We start from the raw sequence: 19,523 nt of genomic DNA on the forward strand, positions 1-19,523 counted from the left end.
ACCTCGCAGCGTGCCTCGAAGGAGACAGTCCCCATGAAAGGCTCCATAGCCTACAAATCGATACAGAAGCGCGGTCTTCACATCGGCCTGCTGCCGGAGATGGCCGCGGCCGTGAACGGGTCGACGCCGATCATCCTGGACCACGATCTGGACGTCCTGCCCGAGGCTGGGCGGCGCCTGACGGTGGCCCAGTACGCTGACCACGTGGACGACCTGGCGGGCCGTCTGTGGGCGGCCGGTGTCCGTCCCGACGAGCACGTCGTGATCCACAAGACCCACAACGCCGACATCTGGATACTCGCCGCCGCGGCGTCCCGCATCGGAGCGGTCGTGGTGATGCTGTCGCCCGCCCTGGATGCCGTGACCGTCGGCGCCCTGCTCGAGCGGGTGGACCGGCCGAACCTGCTCACCGACGTGCACAAGCTCGACAAGCTGGCCGAGATCCCGCTCGCGGACCTCACCCAGCGGGTGATCGCGGTGGCCGGCGAACGGCCGGGGGCGGTCTCGCTCGCCGAACTCGCCGGTGCGCCGCGGGTCAAGCCGGTGGTCCGGCCGATCGACGAGGCCGCCGTGATCACCCACACCTCCGGCACCACCGGGATTCCCAAGCTCGTGGTGCACACGCCCCGCACCCAGGGCATCCGCCTCGTCCCGCAGTGGCGGCTGCTGGCGCTGATGCGGAAGAAGGAGACCGTCGCGATCCACATCCCCTTCGTGCACTCGCGGATGGTCGCGGCAATGTCCCTGGCGCTGCTGAAGGAGTTCCCGGTCCTGCTGCTGAGGGAGTCGGACCCCGCCGACGTCGCCGAGCAGTTCATCGAGCACCGGCCGGTGTTCGTCGAGGCGCTGCCCAACTCGCTGATGGAGTGGGAGGAGCTGGCCGAGGACCCGCGCATGCCGTTCGGGTCGGTGAAGGTCTTCAGCAGCACCTTCGACGCGATCCACCCCAGGACGAGGAGCCAGCTGCTCAAGGCCTCCCACCGGCGCGGGGCCCTGTTCTTCCAGATCTACGGGCAGAGCGAGGTCGGTCCGGCCGTCGGCCGCGCCTACTTCCGCAACTCCGCCCACAAGGCGAACGGGCGCTGCGTCGGCTGGGCCATGCCCAAGGGCGCCGCCAAGGTCCGCGTGGTGAGCCGGAACGGCGAGCCGCCGTCCGAGACGAACCCCGGCTACATCGAGGTCGCCTGGGACGGCCTGGCGAAGACCTATTTCGCCGAGCAGGAGCGGTACGACGCCAACCGCAAGGGCGACTGGTGGCGGACCGGGGACGTCGGCTACCGCACCAGGTTCGGCTGTCTGCACATGCTCGACCGGGAGATCGACATGATCTCCGGGGTGCGCAGCTCCCTGGAGATCGAGGACGTGGTGCTGGGCAAGCTGGACGAGCTGTGTGAACTCGTCGTCGTGCAGGGCCCGGACTCCCAGCCGGTCCCGGTCATCTGCACCCACGACGACAGGCCGCTGGACCGGGACCGCTGGCGCGCGGCCGTCGCCGACTTTCCCCAGCTGGCCGACCCGATCCAGATCCCGCAGGCCGAGCTGCCGCGCACCGCGACGCTGAAGGTGCAGCGGGTCGCGCTGTCCCACCGGCTTACCCAGGAGCACCGGAACCGGGCGTGACCGGCGATCGGCCGGCCGCCGCGGCGGTTGAGACACGTAGCTCGCAACAGACCGACGCAACGACGCCGCGCCGGCCCAGAGCGAGCTGTTCAGCAAGCCCGAGGCGTATCCGGCCGACGTCTATGCGCTGCCCAAGCACTTGGACGAGAAGGCCGCGCGCCTGGACCTGGACGCCCTTGGGGGAAGCTCACCGAGCTGCGCCCCGAGCAGGCCGACCGCATCGGCGTGAAGGTCGAAGGCCCGTACAAGCCCGGCCACTACCGCTACCGACCGGCCGGTCATCGCTCATGTTGCCTCTTGGGTGTCGGCAGGCTTCCCACCGGACACGTCGACCACCCGAGTCCAAGCTCAGCAGTGCCGTTCACCACGCCCCGCCTCACGTGCTCATACGTCCCGCCCAAGGAGATATGCAGTGACTACCGAAGTGACCCCCTGGCCCGCCACCGGTCAGGAGTCGACCGCCTCCGTGCGACGTATCACTGATGACCTGCTGCAGCGGGTGGAGCACAGGCTGCGCTCGTTCCTCTCGGCCGAGCGCGCCCGCTATGCCGAGGTGGACGAACGGGCGGTCGTCGCCGTCGACGCGCTGTCCGATTTGGTTGCGTCGGGCGGCAAGCGGATCCGGCCCGCCTTCTGCATCACAGGCTATCTTGCCGCCGGCGGTGATCCACACGACCCCGGGATCGTGGCGGCGGCTGCAGGCCTGGAGATGCTGCACGTCTCCGCCCTCATCCACGACGACATCCTGGACAATTCCTCCCAGCGGCGTGGAAAGCCGACCGTGCACACGGCCTTCTCCGAGCTGCACGAAACCCGTGGCTGGCGGGGCGAGTCACGCCGGTTCGGCGAGGGTGTGGCCATCCTCATCGGCGACCTGGCGCTCGTCTACTCGGAGGAGCTTGTGTCCCAGGCGCCGTCGGGGGTGCTTGCGGAGTGGTACAGACTGCGCTCCGAACTGCACATCGGCCAGTGCTTGGATATCGCCGCTGCTGCCGAGTTCTCGGTTGATCCCCGGCTCTCTCGCCTGATCGCCCTGATCAAGTCCGGCCGTTACACCATTCACCGGCCGCTGGTCATGGGGGCGAGCGGGGCGGGCCGGGCCGACCTCGCCGCCGCCTTCGTGGAGTACGGCGAGGCGGTGGGCGAGGCATTCCAGCTCCGTGACGACCTGCTGGACGCGTTCGGGGATTCCGCGGAGACCGGCAAGCCCACCGGTCTCGACTTCAGCCAGCACAAGATGACGCTGCTGCTGGGGTGGGCGATGCAGCGGGACGAGGGCATCCGCAGTCTGATCACGGAGCCGGGACACACCCCTGACGAGGTGCACCGCCGCCTCCAGGACACGGGTGTTCCCGAGGATGTCGAACGGCACATCGCCGACCTCGTCGAGCGGGGCTGCGGTGCCATCGCAGACGCGCCCATATCCCCGGTGTGGCGGAACGAACTGGCGGACATGGCCGTGCGCGCCGCCTACCGGAACAACTGAGCCCGCATCCGCGGCCTTCCCGCTTGCCGTCCGCGCCGTACCAGTTCGCCAGCCTCGGCCTTGGATCTGATCCATCCTGACCGCGTACGAGGACGCACTCCCGCAGGCCCTGATCGCTTTCCGGGTGACGACCGCCCTGCGTGCGCTCCACGCCGATCAAGTGGTCCCCGTCGCATCGCTGACCACCTTCAAGATCTCTGGCGGCAGTACTGGCCAAATGATCGCGACCAGGAGCCCTTCATGGAGCACCTAATGCAGCATGCCGTCACCACAATTCGCGAACGCTTCTGGGAGCCGCTGACCCTCGATGATCTTGCGCAGAGCGTGATGGTCAGCAAGTACCACTTCCTGAGAGTGTTCAGCCGGGTCACCGGTGTCACTCCAGGACGGTTCCTGAGTGCTGTGCGGCTCCAGGAGGCCAAGCGTCTGCTACTGAGTACCTCGCTCAATGTCGCCGACGTCTCGGCGCGGGTCGGATACAGCAGTACGGGGAGTTTCACCCGCCGTTTCACCGAGTCGGTCGGTCTCTCCCCCACGCAGTACCGGAAGTTGTCGCTCGGAGCCTGCAGCGAAACGCGGGAGCCCGCGTTGTCCGAAGCGGCGTCAGCCGCGTCCGTGCCGGTGCCGGTGGCCCGGTCCACCGGCTCTGTGACGGGGGTACTGCGCACCACCGGGGCCGAACTCTCGAACGCCTATGTCGGAGCCTTCGACGGCGCCATACTGCAGGGGATCCCCGCGTCCTGGAGCAACGCGTCCGCGCCGGGACACTTCACCCTGGCCCGGATCCCCACGGGCACTTGGTACATCCATGCGGTAGCCCAGGGCAGGCACCCCGACAGCGCCACCGATCTGGATCTCACACTGCTGATGGCCACCGTGGGCCCGGTGCAGGTGGAGGGCGATACGGGGCGCCCCCTCAACATCACCTTGTCCCCGATGGACTGGACCCGACCGCCGATCCTCTCCGCCCTGATGGGCATCGACCCGCAGCCGACAGCGGCGTGATCCCGGCCGAGTCCGGCCCGTCCTCCGCCCCGGCGGCCACACCCGTCTGCCGAACCTCTGCCGGTTGACGTCCCCGTTTGCCGAGCTGCAACGAACCGTGACCGGCGCCGCTCGGCGAGCCAGGACACCAAGCAGCGCTCTGCTGCGCCGGCCTCCACCTCACGCCGCCTGCCATGCCTGCTCGCCCGCGCTACCCGCACGGGTGCGCAGGGACCCCGGCTTACGGAGACAGAACGGATGAACACACATCAGACCACGTCACTTCTCCTCGGCCTCGCCGCCGTCGTGCTCCTGGCACGCCTGCTCGGCGCGCTGGCCCGGCGGCTCGGCCAGCCGGCGGTGACAGGCGAAGTCCTTGCCGGTATCGCGCTGGGACCGACCCTGTTCCACGGGGCGATCTCCGACGCCCTTTTCCCGGACACCGTTCAGCCTCTGATCAGCGCCCTGGCCGCGATCGGCATCGCGATCTTCATGTTCATCATCGGCCTGGAGTGGGACGCCACAATGATCCGCGGCAATGGAAGCCTTGCCGCCACCGTCTCGTTCAGCTCCATCCTGGTGCCATTCAGCCTCGGCATGCTCCTGGCGCTCTACCTGATGGACGACTACGGCACCGACGACAAGACGGCGTTCATGCTCTTCATGGGCATCGCCATGTCGATCACGGCGTTCCCGGTACTGGCCCGCATCCTCACCGACCGGCAGATGATGCGCACTCCGCTGGGCGTGGTGGCACTGGCCTGCGCCTCCATCGACGACGTCCTCGCGTGGTTTCTGCTCGCCGCCGTGGTCGCCATCAGCGGCTCGGCCGGCCCCGACCAGTGGCGCATCCTGCTCGCCATCCCGTACCTGCTGGGCATGCTCTTCGTCCTGCGCCCCCTGCTGCACCGCTTCGCAGCTCGCCGGCCCGTACTCCGGCTCACCCCGACCGTGTTCGCCTGCGTCCTCGCGGGCCTGCTGCTGTCGGCCGCCGCCACCGAGTGGATGGGGTTGCACTACATCTTCGGCGCGTTCCTCTTCGGTGTGATCCTCCCGCGTACCGGCACCGAGCGGCTCCGCGCCGAAGTGCACGACCGCCTGGGGCAGATGACCGGCACGCTGCTGCTGCCGGTGTTCTTCCTGGTTGCCGGCCTCAAGGTTGATCTCTCAGGGCTGGATATGGGCGGACTGGGAGCCCTGGCGTTGATCCTGCTCGTGGCCGTCGGCGGCAAGTTCACCGGGACGTTTGCCGCCGCCCGCCTGAACGGGATGCCGGCGAGGCAGTCCGCCGCGCTCGCCACGCTGATGAACACCCGCGGCCTGACCGAACTCATCGTCCTGAATGTGGGCCTGCAACTGGGCTTCCTCGGGCAGGGCCTCTACTCGCTCATGGTCGTCATGGCCGTGATCACGACCACGATGACAGGTCCGCTGCTGAACTGGATCCTCGGCCGGCCGAAGGGCAACGACCTCGAGGCACCCGACGTATCCGAACGCAAGCCAGGGACAGTAGGCACGGCTGCCTAGACGATCAATTCCAAGGGGTTCACAACTGCTGGGCAGACACATCGTTTTGGCGAACATGGGCATGATTGGGTGAACGGCGCGACGAGCTGCGGGTATGCCCGGCGGGGTGTGCGTAACGTATTCGGTGCGATCTGGGACGCCGGGTGTGGCGTCAGCAGTCGGGGCCCCCGTGTCACCAGCGAGATGGTTCGGGGCCTCCCCGTCGCCTCTGGCCACACCCATATGGCCAGGTCGTAGGAATTCCGCCCGCCCGGGACGGAGCGCATACGGGATATGCGCCGCCGACCGGGACGCGAAAGCGGAGGACCAGTGCGCCCAAGACCGTTCGGGGCGTACCGGTGAGCCAGGACTCACTCCTGCTCACTGCCCAGGAACGGTCAGTGATCGTAGGCCGTCAGCGACCGGAGGACGTGTTGTCCGGTGGCGTCGTTGTGCCAGATCGCGGCCGTCAGCGCGAGGATTCGCTGCATGACACGGGCGATGACACCGCCGGGTGTGCGTCCTCGGTGCCGTTCGAGGTCTAGCTGTCTCTTGAATGACTCGTTGATCGACTCGATGACCTGCCGCAGCGGCTTGAAGAGGGATCCGCCGGGCCGCTGCCGTTCGCCCTTGCGAGTCGGCCGAACAGCTGCGTACGGTGCTGGGTGCGATCGGGCCGACGCCGGCCGGCCGGGCTGGAGCCCGGCTCGCGGGAAACTGATGGGGATCACGACCAGTTGCAGCACGCTGCTGCGCCGGGCGATGGACCTGCCCGACCCGCCCGCGACCGAGCCGAGGGCGGTCGGGGTGGACGACTTCGCGCTGCGGCCGACCTGACCAACGTACTGCCCACGCCAGGCACCCCCGCCAGGAAGCCGTCCGAGCAGGCCGAGGCAGCGTGATCCTGGCGCGAGTCCACCCCAGACCTGCGCCTCCGGCGCCCGGCGACGCCCGGGGCCGGGCACCGACGCCGGCTCACGACCCAGCGCATCGAGCCCCTGCCGGGCTCACAGTTTTCTTCCGAGGAGTTTTCATGCTCGATCCGTCGCGGATTGCGAGGGGTCACGATCAGTCCCTGGCCCCCTTCGTCCGAGAGCGCACCACCACCGATGAGCGGGGCGTGTGTACGGCGTCCCTGTGCCGGACTCGGCGGGGAGGACGCCCGGAGCCCACACCGTCGCACCAGGTGCAAACCGCCCCGTGGCGCAGCTCCGGTCCCGGATTCCGGACCTCATGGGGGTGGCCGGCGTGACCCGATACCCGTCTCGGTCCGGCGGCAGGACCGTGCAGCGTCTGGATCGGGTGGTCATCCGGTTCGCGGGTGACTCCGGTGACGGCATGCAGCTCACGGGTGACCGCTTCACCTCGGAGACGGCCTCCTACGGCAACGACTTCTCGACGCTGCCGAACTTCCCGGCCGAGATCCGCGCGCCCGCCGGGACGCTGCCGGGCGTTTCGAGCTTCCAGCTGCACTTCGCGGACCACGACGTCCTCACCCCGGGTGACGCGCCGAACGCGCTGGTCGCGATGAACCCGGCCGCCCTGAAGGCAAACATCACCGACCTGCCGCGCGGCGCCGAAGTCATCGTCAACACCGACGAGTTCACCAATCGGGCGATGCAGAGGGTCGGTTACTCGGCCAACCCGCTGGAGGACGGTTCGCTGGACGGGTATCGCGTGCACCCGGTGCCGCTGACCACGCTGACCACGCTGACCAGGGAGGCCCTGAAGGACTTCGGCCTCTTGCGCAAGGACGCCGAGCGGAGCAAGAACATGTTCGCGCTCGGCCTGCCGTCGTGGCCGATCACCTTCGGCACCGACGGATCGAAGGGCGTTGTCCGCGACCCGGCCACCGGCGACCTCAAGGTCGTCGCGGTCACCGAGGACAACCTGTCCCAGATCCTGGTCCACGACGCCCACGCCACGTCCCCGACCACCGCATTCGCCCTCGCCCGCCTCGCCGACCCCGACACCCTCCACCACACCCCCATCGGCGTCTTCCGTGACGTCGAACGTCCCGTCTACGACGCACAGATGGCCGACCAACTCGTCGCCGCCATCGAACAGAACGGCAAGGGCGACCTCGCCACGCTGCTCGCCGGCGGCGACACCTGGACCGTCGTATGACCTGGGCCCCGATGACGGCGAGCATTCCGCAGACTGCGTCCCCCGGTCGCGCACTACTCCCCACGCCGACGGCATCGCGCTGTCCGTGCCGGGGCATGCGCGCTGTCCGCGTGGGTGTTCCCGCTGCGGTGGCAGCCGCGGCCGCCGCGTACTGACCGGATCCAGGCCGGCGTGAGCGAGGTCGAGGACGCGGTGCACGAGCCTGGCTGCGCTAGGGGGTCGCCCCCACAGGCGTGCTGCGCTCGAACGGGTCACCCGAGCTCGGCGGCCGGCTGCGGGCGGAGCCGCGCAGCGAGGGCGGCTGCACCGGCCAGGCCGGACTCCCCGTGGACCGAACAGCATGATCCGTGTCCTGCTGGTCGACGACCAGCCGCGCTCGCCCGGCAAGAAGCGGGCGGGGCGGTCCGTCATACCCGTTCGGATCTGCGGCCTGACCCGCCCGCCAACCGCGTCTTTGCGCACGAGCCGTACGCGTTCGCCGCGCGATCCATGCCTGCGCACGTTCCACGTACCTTCGGACGAAAGGGTCCGCCCATGACCACGGATGCCTCGGCAAAGTGGGGTCCGCAAGAGTTCATCGACCAGAAGCCGATGAGCCGTCGGCAGCGGCTCATCGTGGCGGTGTGCCTGCTCATGATGGTGGCCGAAGGACTGGACACCACCATCGCCGCCTTCGTCTATCCCAGGATCGTGAAGGACTGGGGAACCGATCTCGACACCGTGACCGCCACCGTGACGCTGGGGGTCGCGGCGATGATCGTCGGTGGTGTGGCCGCCGGTCCGCTCGCCGACCGGTACGGACGCAAAGGCGTCACCGTCATAGGCACCACTGCCTTCGGCCTGGGCACGGCCGGCATGGGGCTCGCGCACGGTATCGGCGTCCTTGCCGGGTTGCGGATCGTGGCCTGCCTGGGGCTCGGCGCGGTGCTGCCGACCGTGATGGCTCTTGTCGCGGACTGGACGCCTGCCAAGCGCAGGGTCCAGATGGTCGCGTTGGCCTTTGCCGGGGTGACGGCCGGTACCACCGTCGGCGGAATTCTCGCCTCGGCCCTCATTCCCGCATACGGCTGGCCCACGCTGCTGGGTGTGTGCGGGATCGCTCCACTGCTGCTGATCCCAGCGGTCGTCTTGTTCATTCCGGAGTCCGTGAGCGTGCTCGCCGCCCGCAGGCGGCCACCGGCGGAGCTGCGAAGAGCCCTCGCCGCTGTTGCTGCGGACCAGGATCTGTCCCGCGTGGACTGGGACCAGAGCACGGTGCGGCGACGCCCGCGGCCCGCGCCACGGGTCATTCTGTCCCGGGGCTTCGCCCCCACGACTCTCTTGCTGTGGCTGTGTTTCTTCCTGGCGCAGGGGGTCGTGTTCGTGATCCTCAGCTACCTGCCCCTGCTGGTCGAGCGCATGGGCCTGACGGCTGCACAGGCCGCAGTGTCCGTCGCAGTGTTCGGGTGGGGCGGCCTGACGGGACAGCTCTCGGTGTCCTTCGTCCTCAAGCGATTCGACCGGTTCCGGGTACTGGCGGGCCTGTGGGTGATGAGCGCGCTCGGCCTCGGGGCGGCCGCCCTGTGGGCTGCGCAATTCACCCCGCTGCTCGCCACGGCGTTCCTCCTCGGGCTCTGCCTTCCGGCGGTCACCTCCGCGCTGCAGGCGATCGCCGCAGTCGCCTACCCGTCGTCCGCGCGCGCCACCGGAGTGAGCTGGGCGAACAGCGTGGGAAAGCTGGGTCCGTTGGTCGGTGGTCTGCTCGGCGGCATGATGGTCGACGCGGGCTGGACGTTGGCCACGGTTCTTTTCGTCCTCGCCGTGCCGGTCGGGGTCGGCCTCCTGACCACGCTTACGCTGCACGCCCGGAGCCGAGGGCAGCGGGCTGAGCCGCATTCCGAGCCTCGGCCCCTTCCGGGCCTCGTTTCCGAGCAGTCGTGATCGCGCTGATCAGGGCGCGATGATGGGCGTGCGGGTGGGAGTGCACCTGATGGCCGCTTGGTGAACCTCTTTCGAGGTCATGCGGTGAGTCCGGTGGGCAGGGCGGTCTCGTCGCTTTCCGGCTCGTTTCATCGCGCTCGGGCCGGCTGGCGACGGGGTGCGGGGCCATGCGACCTTCCCTGCGGTGTACGCCGCACAGCAGGAGCAGCAGGATCTCAGCGGCGGCTCGACCTGGAGCCGTGCTGCAAGTGAGCTCGAAGTTCCGCAGCACGTACGAGACTTTCTGATCTGCCGCTCCTAGGGTCGAGCCCGCAAGTCCCCCTCCCTGGGCGCGCCCGCCGGTCTTCATCCCCCGACGGCGGGCGCGCCTGCCTGTGAGCACATGGGGCGACGGCCACCCGCGAACTGTTCCCGACTCTCTTCGTTCTCTGTGTGACAGCCGTCCGGGCCGTCTCGTCTCGGGAGCGAGCGCGATGGCTGAGGCCGGGAGCACCAGGCGACGGTTGGTGCCGTGTCGTTCGGTCAGGCGGTGGCCGAGGCACAGTCGGACCTGATGGTGCACCAGATCACCACCGCCAAGAGCGAACGGGAGCCCGCGTGGAAGCCGTTGCCCGTTGTGGAGCCCGGGTTTTAAGGAGGAGCCGGGGTGACCAGGACCGAGGAGTTCGAGGAGCTGCGGCCGCTGCTGTTCGCGATCGCCGACCGGATATTGGTCAGTGCGAGTGAGGCGGAGGACGCGGTCCAGGCGACATGGCTGCGCTGGGCGGACACCCCGACGCGGCCCGCGTCGATCGAGGGCCATCTCGCGGCCGAGGTCACCCGGATCTCCACCAATGTCCTGCGGTCGGCCCGCCTGCGGCGGCAGGCGCATGTCGGGCCGTGGCCTGCCGAGGCGCTGCTGGGCGGCCCTCACCAGGACCCGGAGCAGTCGGCGGAGTTGGCCGACTCCCGGCAGGGCGATGAAGTCCCGGCTGCCGAGGAAGCCGAAAATGCGACGAAATATCATTTGACTGCAACTTCCAAAAATCTTTGGCGCTGGCGGGTCTGCCCCTCAGCGTGCCCGTCATCGCCGGCCTCGCCGCGGCCGTCCTCGCCGCCTTCAAGCTGCCGGACAGCCGGAAGGCAAAGGGTGAGGAGGCAGGAGATCAGGCCCTGACCGAGGCGCTGTCCGGCCCGGCCGATGGTGCGCGATAATGAGCCGTATGCCCTCTGCCACGTCCAGCACACCGACGTCACCAGCGATCGCAGACGCCGAAGCCGGCCTCGGCCTGCGCGAACGCAAGAAGCTGCGCACCCGCCAGGCGATCCGCGAGGCGGCCCGTCGGCTGATCGACGAGCGAGGGTACGACAACACCACCATCGAGCAGATCGCCGCGGCGGCCGAGGTCTCGCCGAGCACCGTCTTCCGGTACTTCCCCAGCAAGGAACACATCGTCCTGACGGACGACTACGCCAAGTCCAGCATCGCCTTCCTCCGCGACCGCCCGGCGGACGAGCCGCCGCTGGTCGCCCTGCGGGAGGCGCTGACCGAGATGGTGCGCAGGATCGCCGACGATTTCAGCGCGGAGTACCGGTGGCGGAGGGAGCTGGTGCGCCAGGTGCCCGCGGTGCGGGCGCTGGTGGGCGAGGCCCAGGACAGGATGATCGAGGCCACGAGCTCGGTGCTCGCCGAACGGGCCGGCCGGCCGGCGGACGACCTCGAAATCCGCGTACTGGTGGGCGCCGTGACGGGCGGTTTCCACCAGGTGCTGTGGGGCGACCACACTCAGGAAGACGATCTGCTGGAGATGATCGACCGGGCCCTGGCGGTGCTGGAGCGCGGCCTGACACTGTAGGGCGCCCGGCGGGCGTCAGGTTGAGCCTCGGTGACCTTCTCCCAGTGAGAGCATGAAGGCAGGGCCTCTCGGTAGCTCGGTGGACTGCGAAACCAACCGAGTGCCGGGAGGCCCCGATCCCTTGTCAACGGCGTTCCGAGGGAGCGGTAGTTCCCAGAAGGCGTTCGAATGCCGGACTGTCAGTTCTTGACGTCGCCCTTGACGTACCGCTGCACGAACTCGTGGGCCAGGTCGCCGAATTGCGCGCCGAGCGTCAGGGACCTGTCGACGGTCTTCTGGAAGTGGACCCCGCCCCACACCCGGCTGTTGGCACAGATCCTGCTGAACTCGGTCCAGGTGGGAATGTGCAGCTCGAGGTCCTTTCCGGGGGTGACCCCCGGCTCCACCAGCGACTTGCCGGCAGAAATGGTGAATCTCCAGTCCAGGACGTCGGTGCCGAAGTAGCGCCGTGCGGACTGCGCCGACGCGGCGGCGAGCGTCGTGGAGCCCGACGGGTACTCCGAGTGGTCACTCACGTTCAGGTAGCCGGCCCACTGGTCGGCGGGCATGTCGTTGACCGTCCCCTTGCCGGGTCCGCCCCAGGCGGTCACCTTTCGGCTGCCGTACACGTGCTGGATGGCGCTGAACGGCCGCACGGAGTCGTACCTGACCTTGTGATGCCAGGCGACGATCGTCGGTTCGAACGTCGCCAGGATGTGCTCGAGGAGATAGTGAATCCACCCGTGCATGCCCAACTCGCCGTTCCGGTCGTGCTTCCGAGCCATGACGATCGCCGAGTGGCCGATGCCCCAGACCTTGTTGTCCATGACCTCCGCGAGCATCTTCTGCTTGTCGGTGAGCGCGGCCGACGCCTCCAGGATCTCGTCCACGGAGCGCTTGTAATCCGTGGGCCGGGTGTGGTCGGTGTGCGTGGGCGGAGCGAGGTCGAACTGGCGCGGGTTCTTGAAGATGTGGGCCTTGACCTGCCCGAGGTGCGGGGTGACCATGTGCTGGACGACGAAGATGCCCATGTCACCGTGGCCCCCGCCGAGGCGGCGGCCGTTGTGAGGACCCAGCTGCGGCTGCCAGCGCGAGGGGTTGACCAGCTCGAAGGCAGTGTTCACGGGCTCGTAGCCGGTGTAATCCGACCAGGGCCTGGGGTTGTACCGGCGGCCGCCCTCGTAGCCGAGGAAGTTCATGCCGTCGTTCTTGAGACCCTCCCAGACGGCCTTGGTGGCTATGTTGGCGATGCCGACCGGAGTGGTCGGATTCTCCGACTCGTCGTCAGGGTTCAAGCCGAGCGCGGTCATCATTGCCCGCACGGACGCCATCTTCGTCGGCAGCACCTCTTTCCACACCCGGTACGTGGCGTGGATGGCGGCGGTGTTCATGTTTCGGTTGGTGGCGGACTCGCTGGAGGGGCGGCGTCGGATCCGGGAGTACACGCCGACCGCGGTCTCGTGGTAAGGCGCCAGCGCGTCGAACACCGCGAGCGCCGTCAAGCGGTTGATCCAGAGGAATACGGTCACGTCCATGGGGCCGAACAGATCTGCGTTGGGCGACATCCCGGCCATGTCGTCGCTGGGCTGCGCCCATTCGAGGTAGTTGCCGGTGTCGAAGTCGAAATCGACCTTGAGCGGCTTGTCGCTCTGGCTCGCGGCGGCCGTGCCGGTGTAACCCAGCGTGGTCAGCGCCGCGGTTGCGGCACCGCCGAGCCCACCGAACAGCAGCGTTCTGCGCCGCGGTGAGAAGCCTGAGACAGGAGAATGTCCGGACGTCGTCATGATTGTGTTCCTTATCCCTTGAAGAGAATGTTCCGCTTCTGAAGGTGAGGTCTCTGGGGACGGATCTTTTTGGGAAATGGGCGGCGGGCTGCGGGGGCGGTGCCCGCCGCCGCGGTGGGAAGGGTCAGTCCCCTGGGGCCATGGCGTCCGCCGGAGGAAAGCCCCCGCCGCCGTGGGTGGTGACCAGGTCCCGGATGAAGTTGCCGTTGTCGAAGTCGAAGGGGATCTGCTGGGCGCGACCGGATGTCGTCACGGGGTGTGTCCTTTTTTCAGAAGAGGGCTCCGCAGTCAAAGGCGAGGTCCGGTGGCGTTGGCCCAGGTCCATTGCACGCACCGACTGTTCCGGCGCTTCCATAAGAGCGGATGCGCCCGTTATTCCTGTTCTTCGCCGGCTGCCGTCAATGCCTTCAAATGCAGAGGCGAAATCTGATAGTACGCTGCAAGATCAAGGAATTCCCTGTCGTGCGACCACTTGGCAGCCGAAGCATTGATGAGATCGCCGGCGTACTTGTGCGGAGTGGTCCTCATGAACTGCTCGAGCCTCGGTTCCAGCCGGGCGGGAAGTGCCGACAGATCCATGTCGCGACGCGGCTTGGGGCCAAAGGAGACCCGGTGGATTTCCGAAGAATCCCAGCTGAGGGTGGTATAGATCCTGTACGATTTGGCTGCGTACGCCAGCATCTGCTCGTCCGGTTCGTGCATCCCGGTTTCGCGAAGCATGGACAGGACGGTCTTCGGCTCGAGGTTGCCTGCAGTGGCAGCGGGGAGCTGGAAGTACAGATTCATTGTTCTGTGCTTGTAGTCGACCCCGATCAGCACCACGTCTTCCAGACCGTAGCGGGCGAAGAAATCGGAATTCTCGTCCACCGCGCGCGGCATGGAGGGGATGCCGGCAAGCTTTGACACCTTCTGCGCGTCATGAGGGAAGTTCGCGTAGATCTTCTTGAAACCGCCAACGACTCCGCAGTCAATATAGTATTCGCCGCCGGGGATTCGCGCCTGGATGTCCGAGAGCAGGGCGCTGACGGGATGGTCCGTCTCCGCAACAAAGCCGTTCGACAGAGCATGGGCATAGGGATCATCGATCCCTGGAGAAACCTGGACGGTGTATTCAAGCTCCTCTACGCGCTCACCGGCCTGCAGGCTGAAAATAACCCCGCCCGCCCCGAATCCGTCCCGGTATGCGGACAGGACCGGCCAGACCTTGTCGCGTGAAAAGGGCGCATCCACCAGTCGAGCCGATTCCTCAATGGCCGAGTACAGCTCTTCCGTCGTAATGCCTCCGGACATCAATACTCCATGCAGTCGACGTCGACAATTGTTTCCACGTGGAATCCTGCTCTACCTTACTGCCCGTCGCTAGAGAGCCACTCGAAATCAACTAAGATTAGCGATCACCTTGACACGCACAGTACCCGGCGTCGACACTTCACGGAGCGGTGAAAATGGGACACGCCATGCCTGGTGTTGGCACGGCTCACCCGGACGATGTTCTTATGGCCCGGGCGGGATGGTGCCGATTCGTTCGGTCGCTGCGGCTGCTTCGGTCCTGGTCCTCGGCAATGCGGTCGCCAATCGGTCATTCGTCAGATCGTCAACGAGTAGACCAAACCAAATGTCCAGCCGGCCACTGCGAATCATCTGCCCTGATTCACATAGATGCCCAGATCGACACTGGAGGACGAATGACCAGGACAGATATGGAAGGTCTTTACTCTGTTATCGAGGAAACAGCTGGACTGCTGGATATATCTCCCTCGCGTGACAAGGTCTGGCCTATCCTGACCGCGTACGAGGATGCCCTCCCGAAGACCGTTGTCGCTTTCAGGGTGACGACGCGCGCCACGCGAGATCTGGACTGCCGCTTCACGGCGCTTCCCGCGGACGTCAATCCATATGCCTTCGCGGTGTCGAACGGCCTCGCTCCGGAGACGGACCATCCGGTCGGCACTCTGCTCTCGGACGTCCAGGAAAGATTGCCTATTACTGCCCACGGTACTGACTTCGGAGTCGTTGGCGGCTTCAAGAAGACCTGGACGTTCCTCCCTGTGGATGATCTGCAGAAGCTGTCGAAGCTTGCCGACATCCCGTCCATGCCGCGCAGTCTGGCCGAGAACCTCGGGTTTTACGCCCGCTACGGCCTGGACGACAAGAACAGCATGATCGGGATCGACTACGCGAGCAGAACGGTGAATGTCTACTTCCTTCAGGCACCCGCTGAGTGCCGCGAACCGGAGACCGTCCGGTCGATGCTGCGCGAATTGGGGCTGCCGGATCCGAGTGAGCAGATGCTCAAGCTCGCCCAGCAGGCGGTCGGCATCTATACCACCCTGAGCTGGGATTCTCCGAAGATCGAGCGGATCACCTTTGCCACCATGGTCCCGGATGTGAGGGCACTTCCCACTCGCGTTGAAGTCGATCCGAAGATTGAGAAGTTCGCGAAAAACGTTCCGTACACGTACCGTTCCCCCGGTCAGGGCCTCTACAACGTCGCATCGTATGCCGGCGGGGAATACTTCAAGCTCCAGACGTACTACCAGTTGAGCGAGGGCTCCCTGGAGGCGAAGGTGCTGCTCGGCCCCGCGGGCTCCGGCGTGTCGTCGTCCCCTGATGCCGGCCAGTAGCGTTTCGCCCGGAACGTGAGAACGCCTGGTGGATCGGCGGTTGTTGAACCGTGATCACCAGGCGTTTCGCGTACCGGTGTCGATTGCCTGCCTCAATCCATCACAGGGCGCACGCCTCGCCGATTCCGAGTCTCGTGAGGTGTGGTTGACCTCGATGCGTCAGCGGGCTTCGGCCGTTGATCGGTTCGGAGGTTCGCCCGTAATGTCGTCGACCGATCGAGGGCGGCCGTCGCGTGACGCCGCGGGTGCGCCGCGTTCCACGGGCCCGGTGTGCTGCTGGTCCTCTCCCGCCAGGAGCTCAGCCCGGTCCCGTCGGTGGCGCAGCCGTTTGGCATTCCCCAGACGATCAACCCGAAGATCGTCGCACGAGGCCTTTCTCGGGCAACCTGACAGTGCCGCCCTGCCGTGTCTCCACCAAGTCTTAAGCGGGACATGAGATCTTCAAGGAAAATCAGCCGGATAGTGAGATACATGCGGGGGGTCAAGGCCCATGCGCACCTTTGGACAGGTTGCTCGCTTCCTCGAAAAACTCGGTGCCTCATTCGGGATCACGGCACTTCGGATCTCTATAGGAATCATCTACCTGTGGTTCGGAGTGCCCAAGTTTTTCCCGGGGGTTAGTCCTGCGGAACCACTGGTCGCGGAAACTGTGGAGAGACTGACGTTCGGGATCATCCATGGAACGGTTGCTTCCGTCCTGACCGGAGCACTGGAAGCCGTGATCGGGGTACTCTTGATCAGCGGGAAAGCGCCTTCTCTGACGATCATGATACTCCTCGGGCATATGGCAGGAACGTTCACTCCGCTCTTTGTTTTCCCGAGAGAAACCTGGGAGTCTCTCTGTATTGGAACCCTTGAAGGGCAGTACATTCTCAAGAACTTGGTGATCGTGGCGGCTGCTCTTGTGATTATTGGTCAATCGAAGTCACGGAACCGGCCTGCGCCTGCCGAGAACCCCATCCGTGCAAGTCAAACGGCAGGCTGGCATTCGTGAAGGGTGCCGCCGAGTCGGTCGTGCCGTCGTACGTCGAGGCGGGCGATGCGCGCCGGATCTGTGAGAGTTCGGCTGCGCCGGTGAGGTCGCACGTGGGCCAGGCACAGCTGGTGCTTGCTTCAGCTCGCCCAGTCGCGTGCCAACGTAGGCCTGGCAGCGGTCGTGGACGGTGACCGCGCCGGGTCCGAGGCCGGCCGGCACGGTGTGCCGGAACGTCTTCGTGACTCCTCGACCCCCTGAGGGGGGTGGCTTCTCGCTATGCCGGTTGGGCTTCGCGACGGGCCAGCCCGGCCCGTAGAACGCTGACGGTCTTGACCTTGCCGGCCACCGGCCGGTGCCGGTGTACCTTGACGTGCCCGACCCCTTGGAGGCGGACGCGGGTGACAAGGTCGTGCGGGGTGGAGTCCCAGCGGCAGCCGTCGCCGTCCTTCGGGAAGACGACCGTGTCGTAGTGCCCGACGCCTTTGAAGCGCGGGTACCCCGGCGTCTCGGCATTGTTGACACGGCGGAAGAACGCGGCGAACGCCTTGTCCAAACGCCGCAGCGTCGCCTGCTGGGAGGAGAACGACCAGCGGCCCTGACGCTCCGGGTCGAACGCCCGGAGGACTTCACCACCGTCGCGAAGTACGGTTCGGAGTATCGCGGGTTCGTCCAGTGCCACCTACGCCCAGGCCGTGACACGGCTGGGCGTGCTGCGCCGGGGCAGGGAGACGTCGATGCTCAAGACCCCTGGCCGCGAAGCACAAGTCGACCGTCACGAAGCTGGTCCGCAGGCCGCCGCGCCGAAGCCCGGCCCCGACCGGCCGGGCGGTTTCCTGCCGAACGGGGCCGCGTCCAAGGCCGGGCTGAACCGCTCGATCGCTGATGCCGGATGGGGGTGTTCCTGACGATCCTGAACGCCAAGGCTGAAAGCGCCGGACGGGAAGTGATCGCTGTGGACCCCCGCAACACCTCGCGGCGATGCCCCGGATGCGGGCACACCGCCAAGGAGAACCGGCCCACACAGGAGAAGTTCCACTGCGTCGCATGCGGCCACACCGCGTACGCCGACACAGTAGGCGCCCTGAACGTTCTACGGGCCGGGCTGGTCCATCGAAACGCCAACCCGGCGTAACGAGAAGCCCCCTCGTTCACGAGGGGGAGGAGTCACGGGTACGCTTGATGGCCATGCGCAAGCGCGGCGGCCTGCTTCACTTGACGGGCGGGGACTGGAAACGGAACTCGCAGTCAGTCCCCGTTCACGGAGACTGACTGCACCCTCGTCCCGTTCTGACCGTCCGTTCCGGAACCCTGGACGTCAGTGCCCGGCGGTGGACGGACCCGTGGCGTCCTCGATGAGGTCGTCAAGGTTGAGCTCGAACAATCCGCCCTGCCGTCCGCTGAGTCCGGAGATCAGCTTGACGAAGTCGACCTCCGCGTCGTTCTTCTTGTCGGGGTCGATCATGTCCTGGGCCATGTTGAAATAGAAGCCCTTGGTCTTCGAGCGGTCGTAGAAGCTCTCCACGAACCTGCGGATGTCGTGGAAGAAGTCCTGGTACGCGGTGGAGTACCGGTCGAGCGCCTTCTCCTCGATTTCCGGGTGCCGGAGTATCTGGTCGACGACCTTCGACAGCGTGCTGGCCGCCAGGGTCGCGAGCGCGACACCGGTCGAGAACAGCGGGTCCACAAAGGCGGCGGCGTCGCCGACCAGAACCCAGCCGTTTCCGTGGAAGCGCTCATTGGTGTACGACCAGTCGCGCGCGGAGCGGTAACCCGCGGCCTGGGTCGCGTCCTTGAGAAGGTCCTTGAGCTTGGTGGTGTGTGCGATCTCGGACTCGAAGAGGGCCTCGAGGGACTTGTCGGACGCGCTCGCGAGCTCCGAACGCGTCACATAACCGACGCTGAAGACGCCCTTGTCGATCGGAATACCCCAGAACCAGCCGTCCCGGGTTCCCTCGATGAGGATGTTGCTCCACTCGTCGCCCGGGAGGCGGTGGCAGTTGTCGAAGTACGTCCACACCGCGACGTTGCGCAGCTGCTCGTTCCAGTTGACCTCGGAGTACTTCCGGCCGAGCACGCGGGCCTGCCCGGAGGCGTCGACGACCAGGGAGGCCCTGGCCTCGTGGATTTCGTTGAGGCCGCGCAGGGCGTAGCGGACGCCGACGACGCGGCCGTCCTCCTCGATGGACTCCTTCACCGTCGCGTCCTCCACGACGAAGGCACCCAGCTCGCGGGCCCGGTCCAGAATCAGCGCGTCCAGGTCGGCACGGCGCGTGTGAAAGGCGTAGGGGATACGACCGCCCGTGGTGAACGAGAAATTCCACGGGACCTCGTTGTTGCCCCAGACCAGAGTGCCACCATATTTGCGCTCGAACCCCTTGGCCTCCATGCGCTCCTTCAGGCCGAGTTCCTCCATGGGCACCATGACGCCAGGGATGAGTGATTCCCCGACGTGATACCGGGGGAATCTCTCACGGTCGAGCACGAGAACACGGTGTCCGCGCTTGGCGAGAAGCGCTGCGGTGGTCGCACCGGCGGGTCCGCCGCCGATGACGATAACGTCGAAATCGCCAGAAAACCCGAAGAGAGTGGACGACATGCGAGACCTTCCCCAGTTCCGATCCGGCCGCACTCGCGAGTCGCGTGAAGACTTCTTCAGCTCCCGCGGAGCGTGTTCACAGACCA

At 66.7% G+C, this 19,523-nt stretch carries 14 protein-coding genes and 5 pseudogenes; 13 read left to right on the forward strand and 6 right to left on the reverse strand.

What is annotated here, in order from left to right; all coding sequences use genetic code 11:
• The first annotated feature begins 33 nt into the window (after window positions 1-33).
• The 5 genes and pseudogenes from OH809_RS42240 to OH809_RS42260 all read left to right on the forward strand — a co-directional run bounded on the left by OH809_RS42240 (window position 34) and on the right by OH809_RS42260 (window position 5,617).
• Window positions 34-1,620: a class I adenylate-forming enzyme family protein gene (locus tag OH809_RS42240; protein ID WP_406415580.1), complete on the forward strand. Its 1,587-nt coding sequence runs from the start codon at window positions 34-36 to the stop codon at window positions 1,618-1,620.
• Window positions 1,621-1,681: 61 nt separating this feature from the next.
• A pseudogene (locus tag OH809_RS42245) lies at window positions 1,682-1,887 on the forward strand (adenosylhomocysteinase); the annotation flags it as partial.
• Between the two features lie 145 nt (window positions 1,888-2,032).
• Window positions 2,033-3,106 carry a polyprenyl synthetase family protein gene (locus OH809_RS42250; RefSeq protein ID WP_406415579.1) on the forward strand — a complete coding sequence of 358 codons (1,074 nt, stop codon included), beginning with the start codon at window positions 2,033-2,035 and terminating at the stop codon, window positions 3,104-3,106.
• A 240-nt stretch (window positions 3,107-3,346) separates the two neighbouring features.
• Entirely contained in the window at window positions 3,347-4,111 is a 765-nt protein-coding gene (locus OH809_RS42255; protein ID WP_406514819.1) for a helix-turn-helix transcriptional regulator, read from the forward strand.
• A gap of 237 nt (window positions 4,112-4,348) precedes the next feature.
• Complete coding sequence (locus OH809_RS42260) at window positions 4,349-5,617, forward strand: cation:proton antiporter (protein ID WP_406514818.1); 1,269 nt, start codon at window positions 4,349-4,351, stop codon at window positions 5,615-5,617.
• A 377-nt stretch (window positions 5,618-5,994) separates the two neighbouring features.
• On the opposite strand, the pseudogene OH809_RS42265 reads toward OH809_RS42260, so the two are convergent.
• A pseudogene (locus OH809_RS42265) lies at window positions 5,995-6,243 on the reverse strand (IS982 family transposase); the annotation flags it as partial.
• A gap of 586 nt (window positions 6,244-6,829) precedes the next feature.
• Between OH809_RS42265 and OH809_RS42270 the strand changes: the two are divergent.
• The 5 genes and pseudogenes from OH809_RS42270 to OH809_RS42290 all read left to right on the forward strand — a co-directional run.
• A pseudogene (locus tag OH809_RS42270) lies at window positions 6,830-7,397 on the forward strand (2-oxoacid:acceptor oxidoreductase family protein); the annotation flags it as partial.
• 860 nt (window positions 7,398-8,257) lie between these two features.
• Window positions 8,258-9,643 (forward strand): MFS transporter, encoded by a 1,386-nt coding sequence (locus OH809_RS42275; RefSeq protein WP_406514817.1) that lies wholly within the window; start codon window positions 8,258-8,260, stop codon window positions 9,641-9,643.
• Window positions 9,644-10,154: 511 nt separating this feature from the next.
• A complete protein-coding gene (locus OH809_RS42280; protein WP_406415572.1) occupies window positions 10,155-10,277 on the forward strand; it encodes a hypothetical protein in 123 nt (40 codons plus the stop codon).
• A 12-nt stretch (window positions 10,278-10,289) separates the two neighbouring features.
• Window positions 10,290-10,799, forward strand: coding sequence for a sigma factor (locus OH809_RS42285; RefSeq protein ID WP_406514816.1), 510 nt, complete (start codon window positions 10,290-10,292; stop codon window positions 10,797-10,799).
• Between the two features lie 37 nt (window positions 10,800-10,836).
• Window positions 10,837-11,478 (forward strand): TetR/AcrR family transcriptional regulator, encoded by a 642-nt coding sequence (locus tag OH809_RS42290; RefSeq protein ID WP_406415570.1) that lies wholly within the window; start codon window positions 10,837-10,839, stop codon window positions 11,476-11,478.
• A 179-nt stretch (window positions 11,479-11,657) separates the two neighbouring features.
• On the opposite strand, the gene OH809_RS42295 is transcribed toward OH809_RS42290, so the two are convergent.
• The 3 genes from OH809_RS42295 to OH809_RS42305 form a co-directional block, all read right to left on the reverse strand.
• Window positions 11,658-13,241, reverse strand: coding sequence for a DUF6851 domain-containing protein (locus OH809_RS42295; RefSeq protein WP_406415569.1), 1,584 nt, complete (start codon window positions 13,239-13,241; stop codon window positions 11,658-11,660).
• Window positions 13,242-13,365: 124 nt separating this feature from the next.
• The gene (locus tag OH809_RS42300) at window positions 13,366-13,494 is read right to left on the reverse strand and encodes a hypothetical protein (protein WP_406415567.1); all 129 of its coding nucleotides are present in this window, start codon (window positions 13,492-13,494) and stop codon (window positions 13,366-13,368) included.
• A 119-nt stretch (window positions 13,495-13,613) separates the two neighbouring features.
• A complete protein-coding gene (locus OH809_RS42305) occupies window positions 13,614-14,531 on the reverse strand; it encodes an aromatic prenyltransferase (RefSeq protein WP_406415566.1) in 918 nt (305 codons plus the stop codon).
• 395 nt (window positions 14,532-14,926) lie between these two features.
• Between OH809_RS42305 and OH809_RS42310 the strand changes: the two genes are divergently transcribed.
• A complete protein-coding gene (locus tag OH809_RS42310) occupies window positions 14,927-15,865 on the forward strand; it encodes an aromatic prenyltransferase (RefSeq protein WP_406514815.1) in 939 nt (312 codons plus the stop codon).
• Window positions 15,866-16,355: 490 nt separating this feature from the next.
• Window positions 16,356-16,859 carry a DoxX family membrane protein gene (locus tag OH809_RS42315; protein ID WP_406415562.1) on the forward strand — a complete coding sequence of 168 codons (504 nt, stop codon included), beginning with the start codon at window positions 16,356-16,358 and terminating at the stop codon, window positions 16,857-16,859.
• A 286-nt stretch (window positions 16,860-17,145) separates the two neighbouring features.
• On the opposite strand, the pseudogene OH809_RS42320 reads toward OH809_RS42315, so the two are convergent.
• Window positions 17,146-17,463 (reverse strand): annotated as a pseudogene (locus OH809_RS42320) (RNA-guided endonuclease TnpB family protein); the annotation flags it as partial.
• A 166-nt stretch (window positions 17,464-17,629) separates the two neighbouring features.
• Here OH809_RS42320 and OH809_RS42325 point away from each other — a divergent pair.
• Window positions 17,630-17,973, forward strand: a pseudogene (locus OH809_RS42325) (RNA-guided endonuclease InsQ/TnpB family protein); the annotation flags it as partial.
• A gap of 183 nt (window positions 17,974-18,156) precedes the next feature.
• On the opposite strand, the gene OH809_RS42330 reads toward OH809_RS42325, so the two are convergent.
• Window positions 18,157-19,437: an NAD(P)/FAD-dependent oxidoreductase gene (locus tag OH809_RS42330; protein WP_406415561.1), complete on the reverse strand. Its 1,281-nt coding sequence runs from the start codon at window positions 19,435-19,437 to the stop codon at window positions 18,157-18,159.
• Between the last annotated feature and the right edge of the window lie 86 nt (window positions 19,438-19,523).

This window comes from Streptomyces sp. NBC_00873 (assembly GCF_045207415.1).
In the GTDB taxonomy this organism is placed as follows: Bacteria; Actinomycetota; Actinomycetes; order Streptomycetales; family Streptomycetaceae; genus Streptomyces.

Bases quoted from the DNA above. Each gene is read 5' to 3' on its own strand.
- OH809_RS42310 (WP_406514815.1), top strand. From the start codon at position 14,927: ATGACCAGGACAGATATGGAAGGTCTTTACTCTGTTATCGAGGAAACA.
- OH809_RS42330 (WP_406415561.1), bottom strand. From the start codon at position 19,437: ATGTCGTCCACTCTCTTCGGGTTTTCTGGCGATTTCGACGTTATCGTC.
- OH809_RS42295 (WP_406415569.1), bottom strand. From the start codon at position 13,241: ATGACGACGTCCGGACATTCTCCTGTCTCAGGCTTCTCACCGCGGCGC.
- OH809_RS42255 (WP_406514819.1), top strand. From the start codon at position 3,347: ATGGAGCACCTAATGCAGCATGCCGTCACCACAATTCGCGAACGCTTC.
- OH809_RS42275 (WP_406514817.1), top strand. From the start codon at position 8,258: ATGACCACGGATGCCTCGGCAAAGTGGGGTCCGCAAGAGTTCATCGAC.
- OH809_RS42290 (WP_406415570.1), top strand. From the start codon at position 10,837: ATGAGCCGTATGCCCTCTGCCACGTCCAGCACACCGACGTCACCAGCG.
- OH809_RS42315 (WP_406415562.1), top strand. From the start codon at position 16,356: ATGCGCACCTTTGGACAGGTTGCTCGCTTCCTCGAAAAACTCGGTGCC.
- OH809_RS42240 (WP_406415580.1), top strand. From the start codon at position 34: ATGAAAGGCTCCATAGCCTACAAATCGATACAGAAGCGCGGTCTTCAC.
- OH809_RS42260 (WP_406514818.1), top strand. From the start codon at position 4,349: ATGAACACACATCAGACCACGTCACTTCTCCTCGGCCTCGCCGCCGTC.
- OH809_RS42305 (WP_406415566.1), bottom strand. From the start codon at position 14,531: ATGTCCGGAGGCATTACGACGGAAGAGCTGTACTCGGCCATTGAGGAA.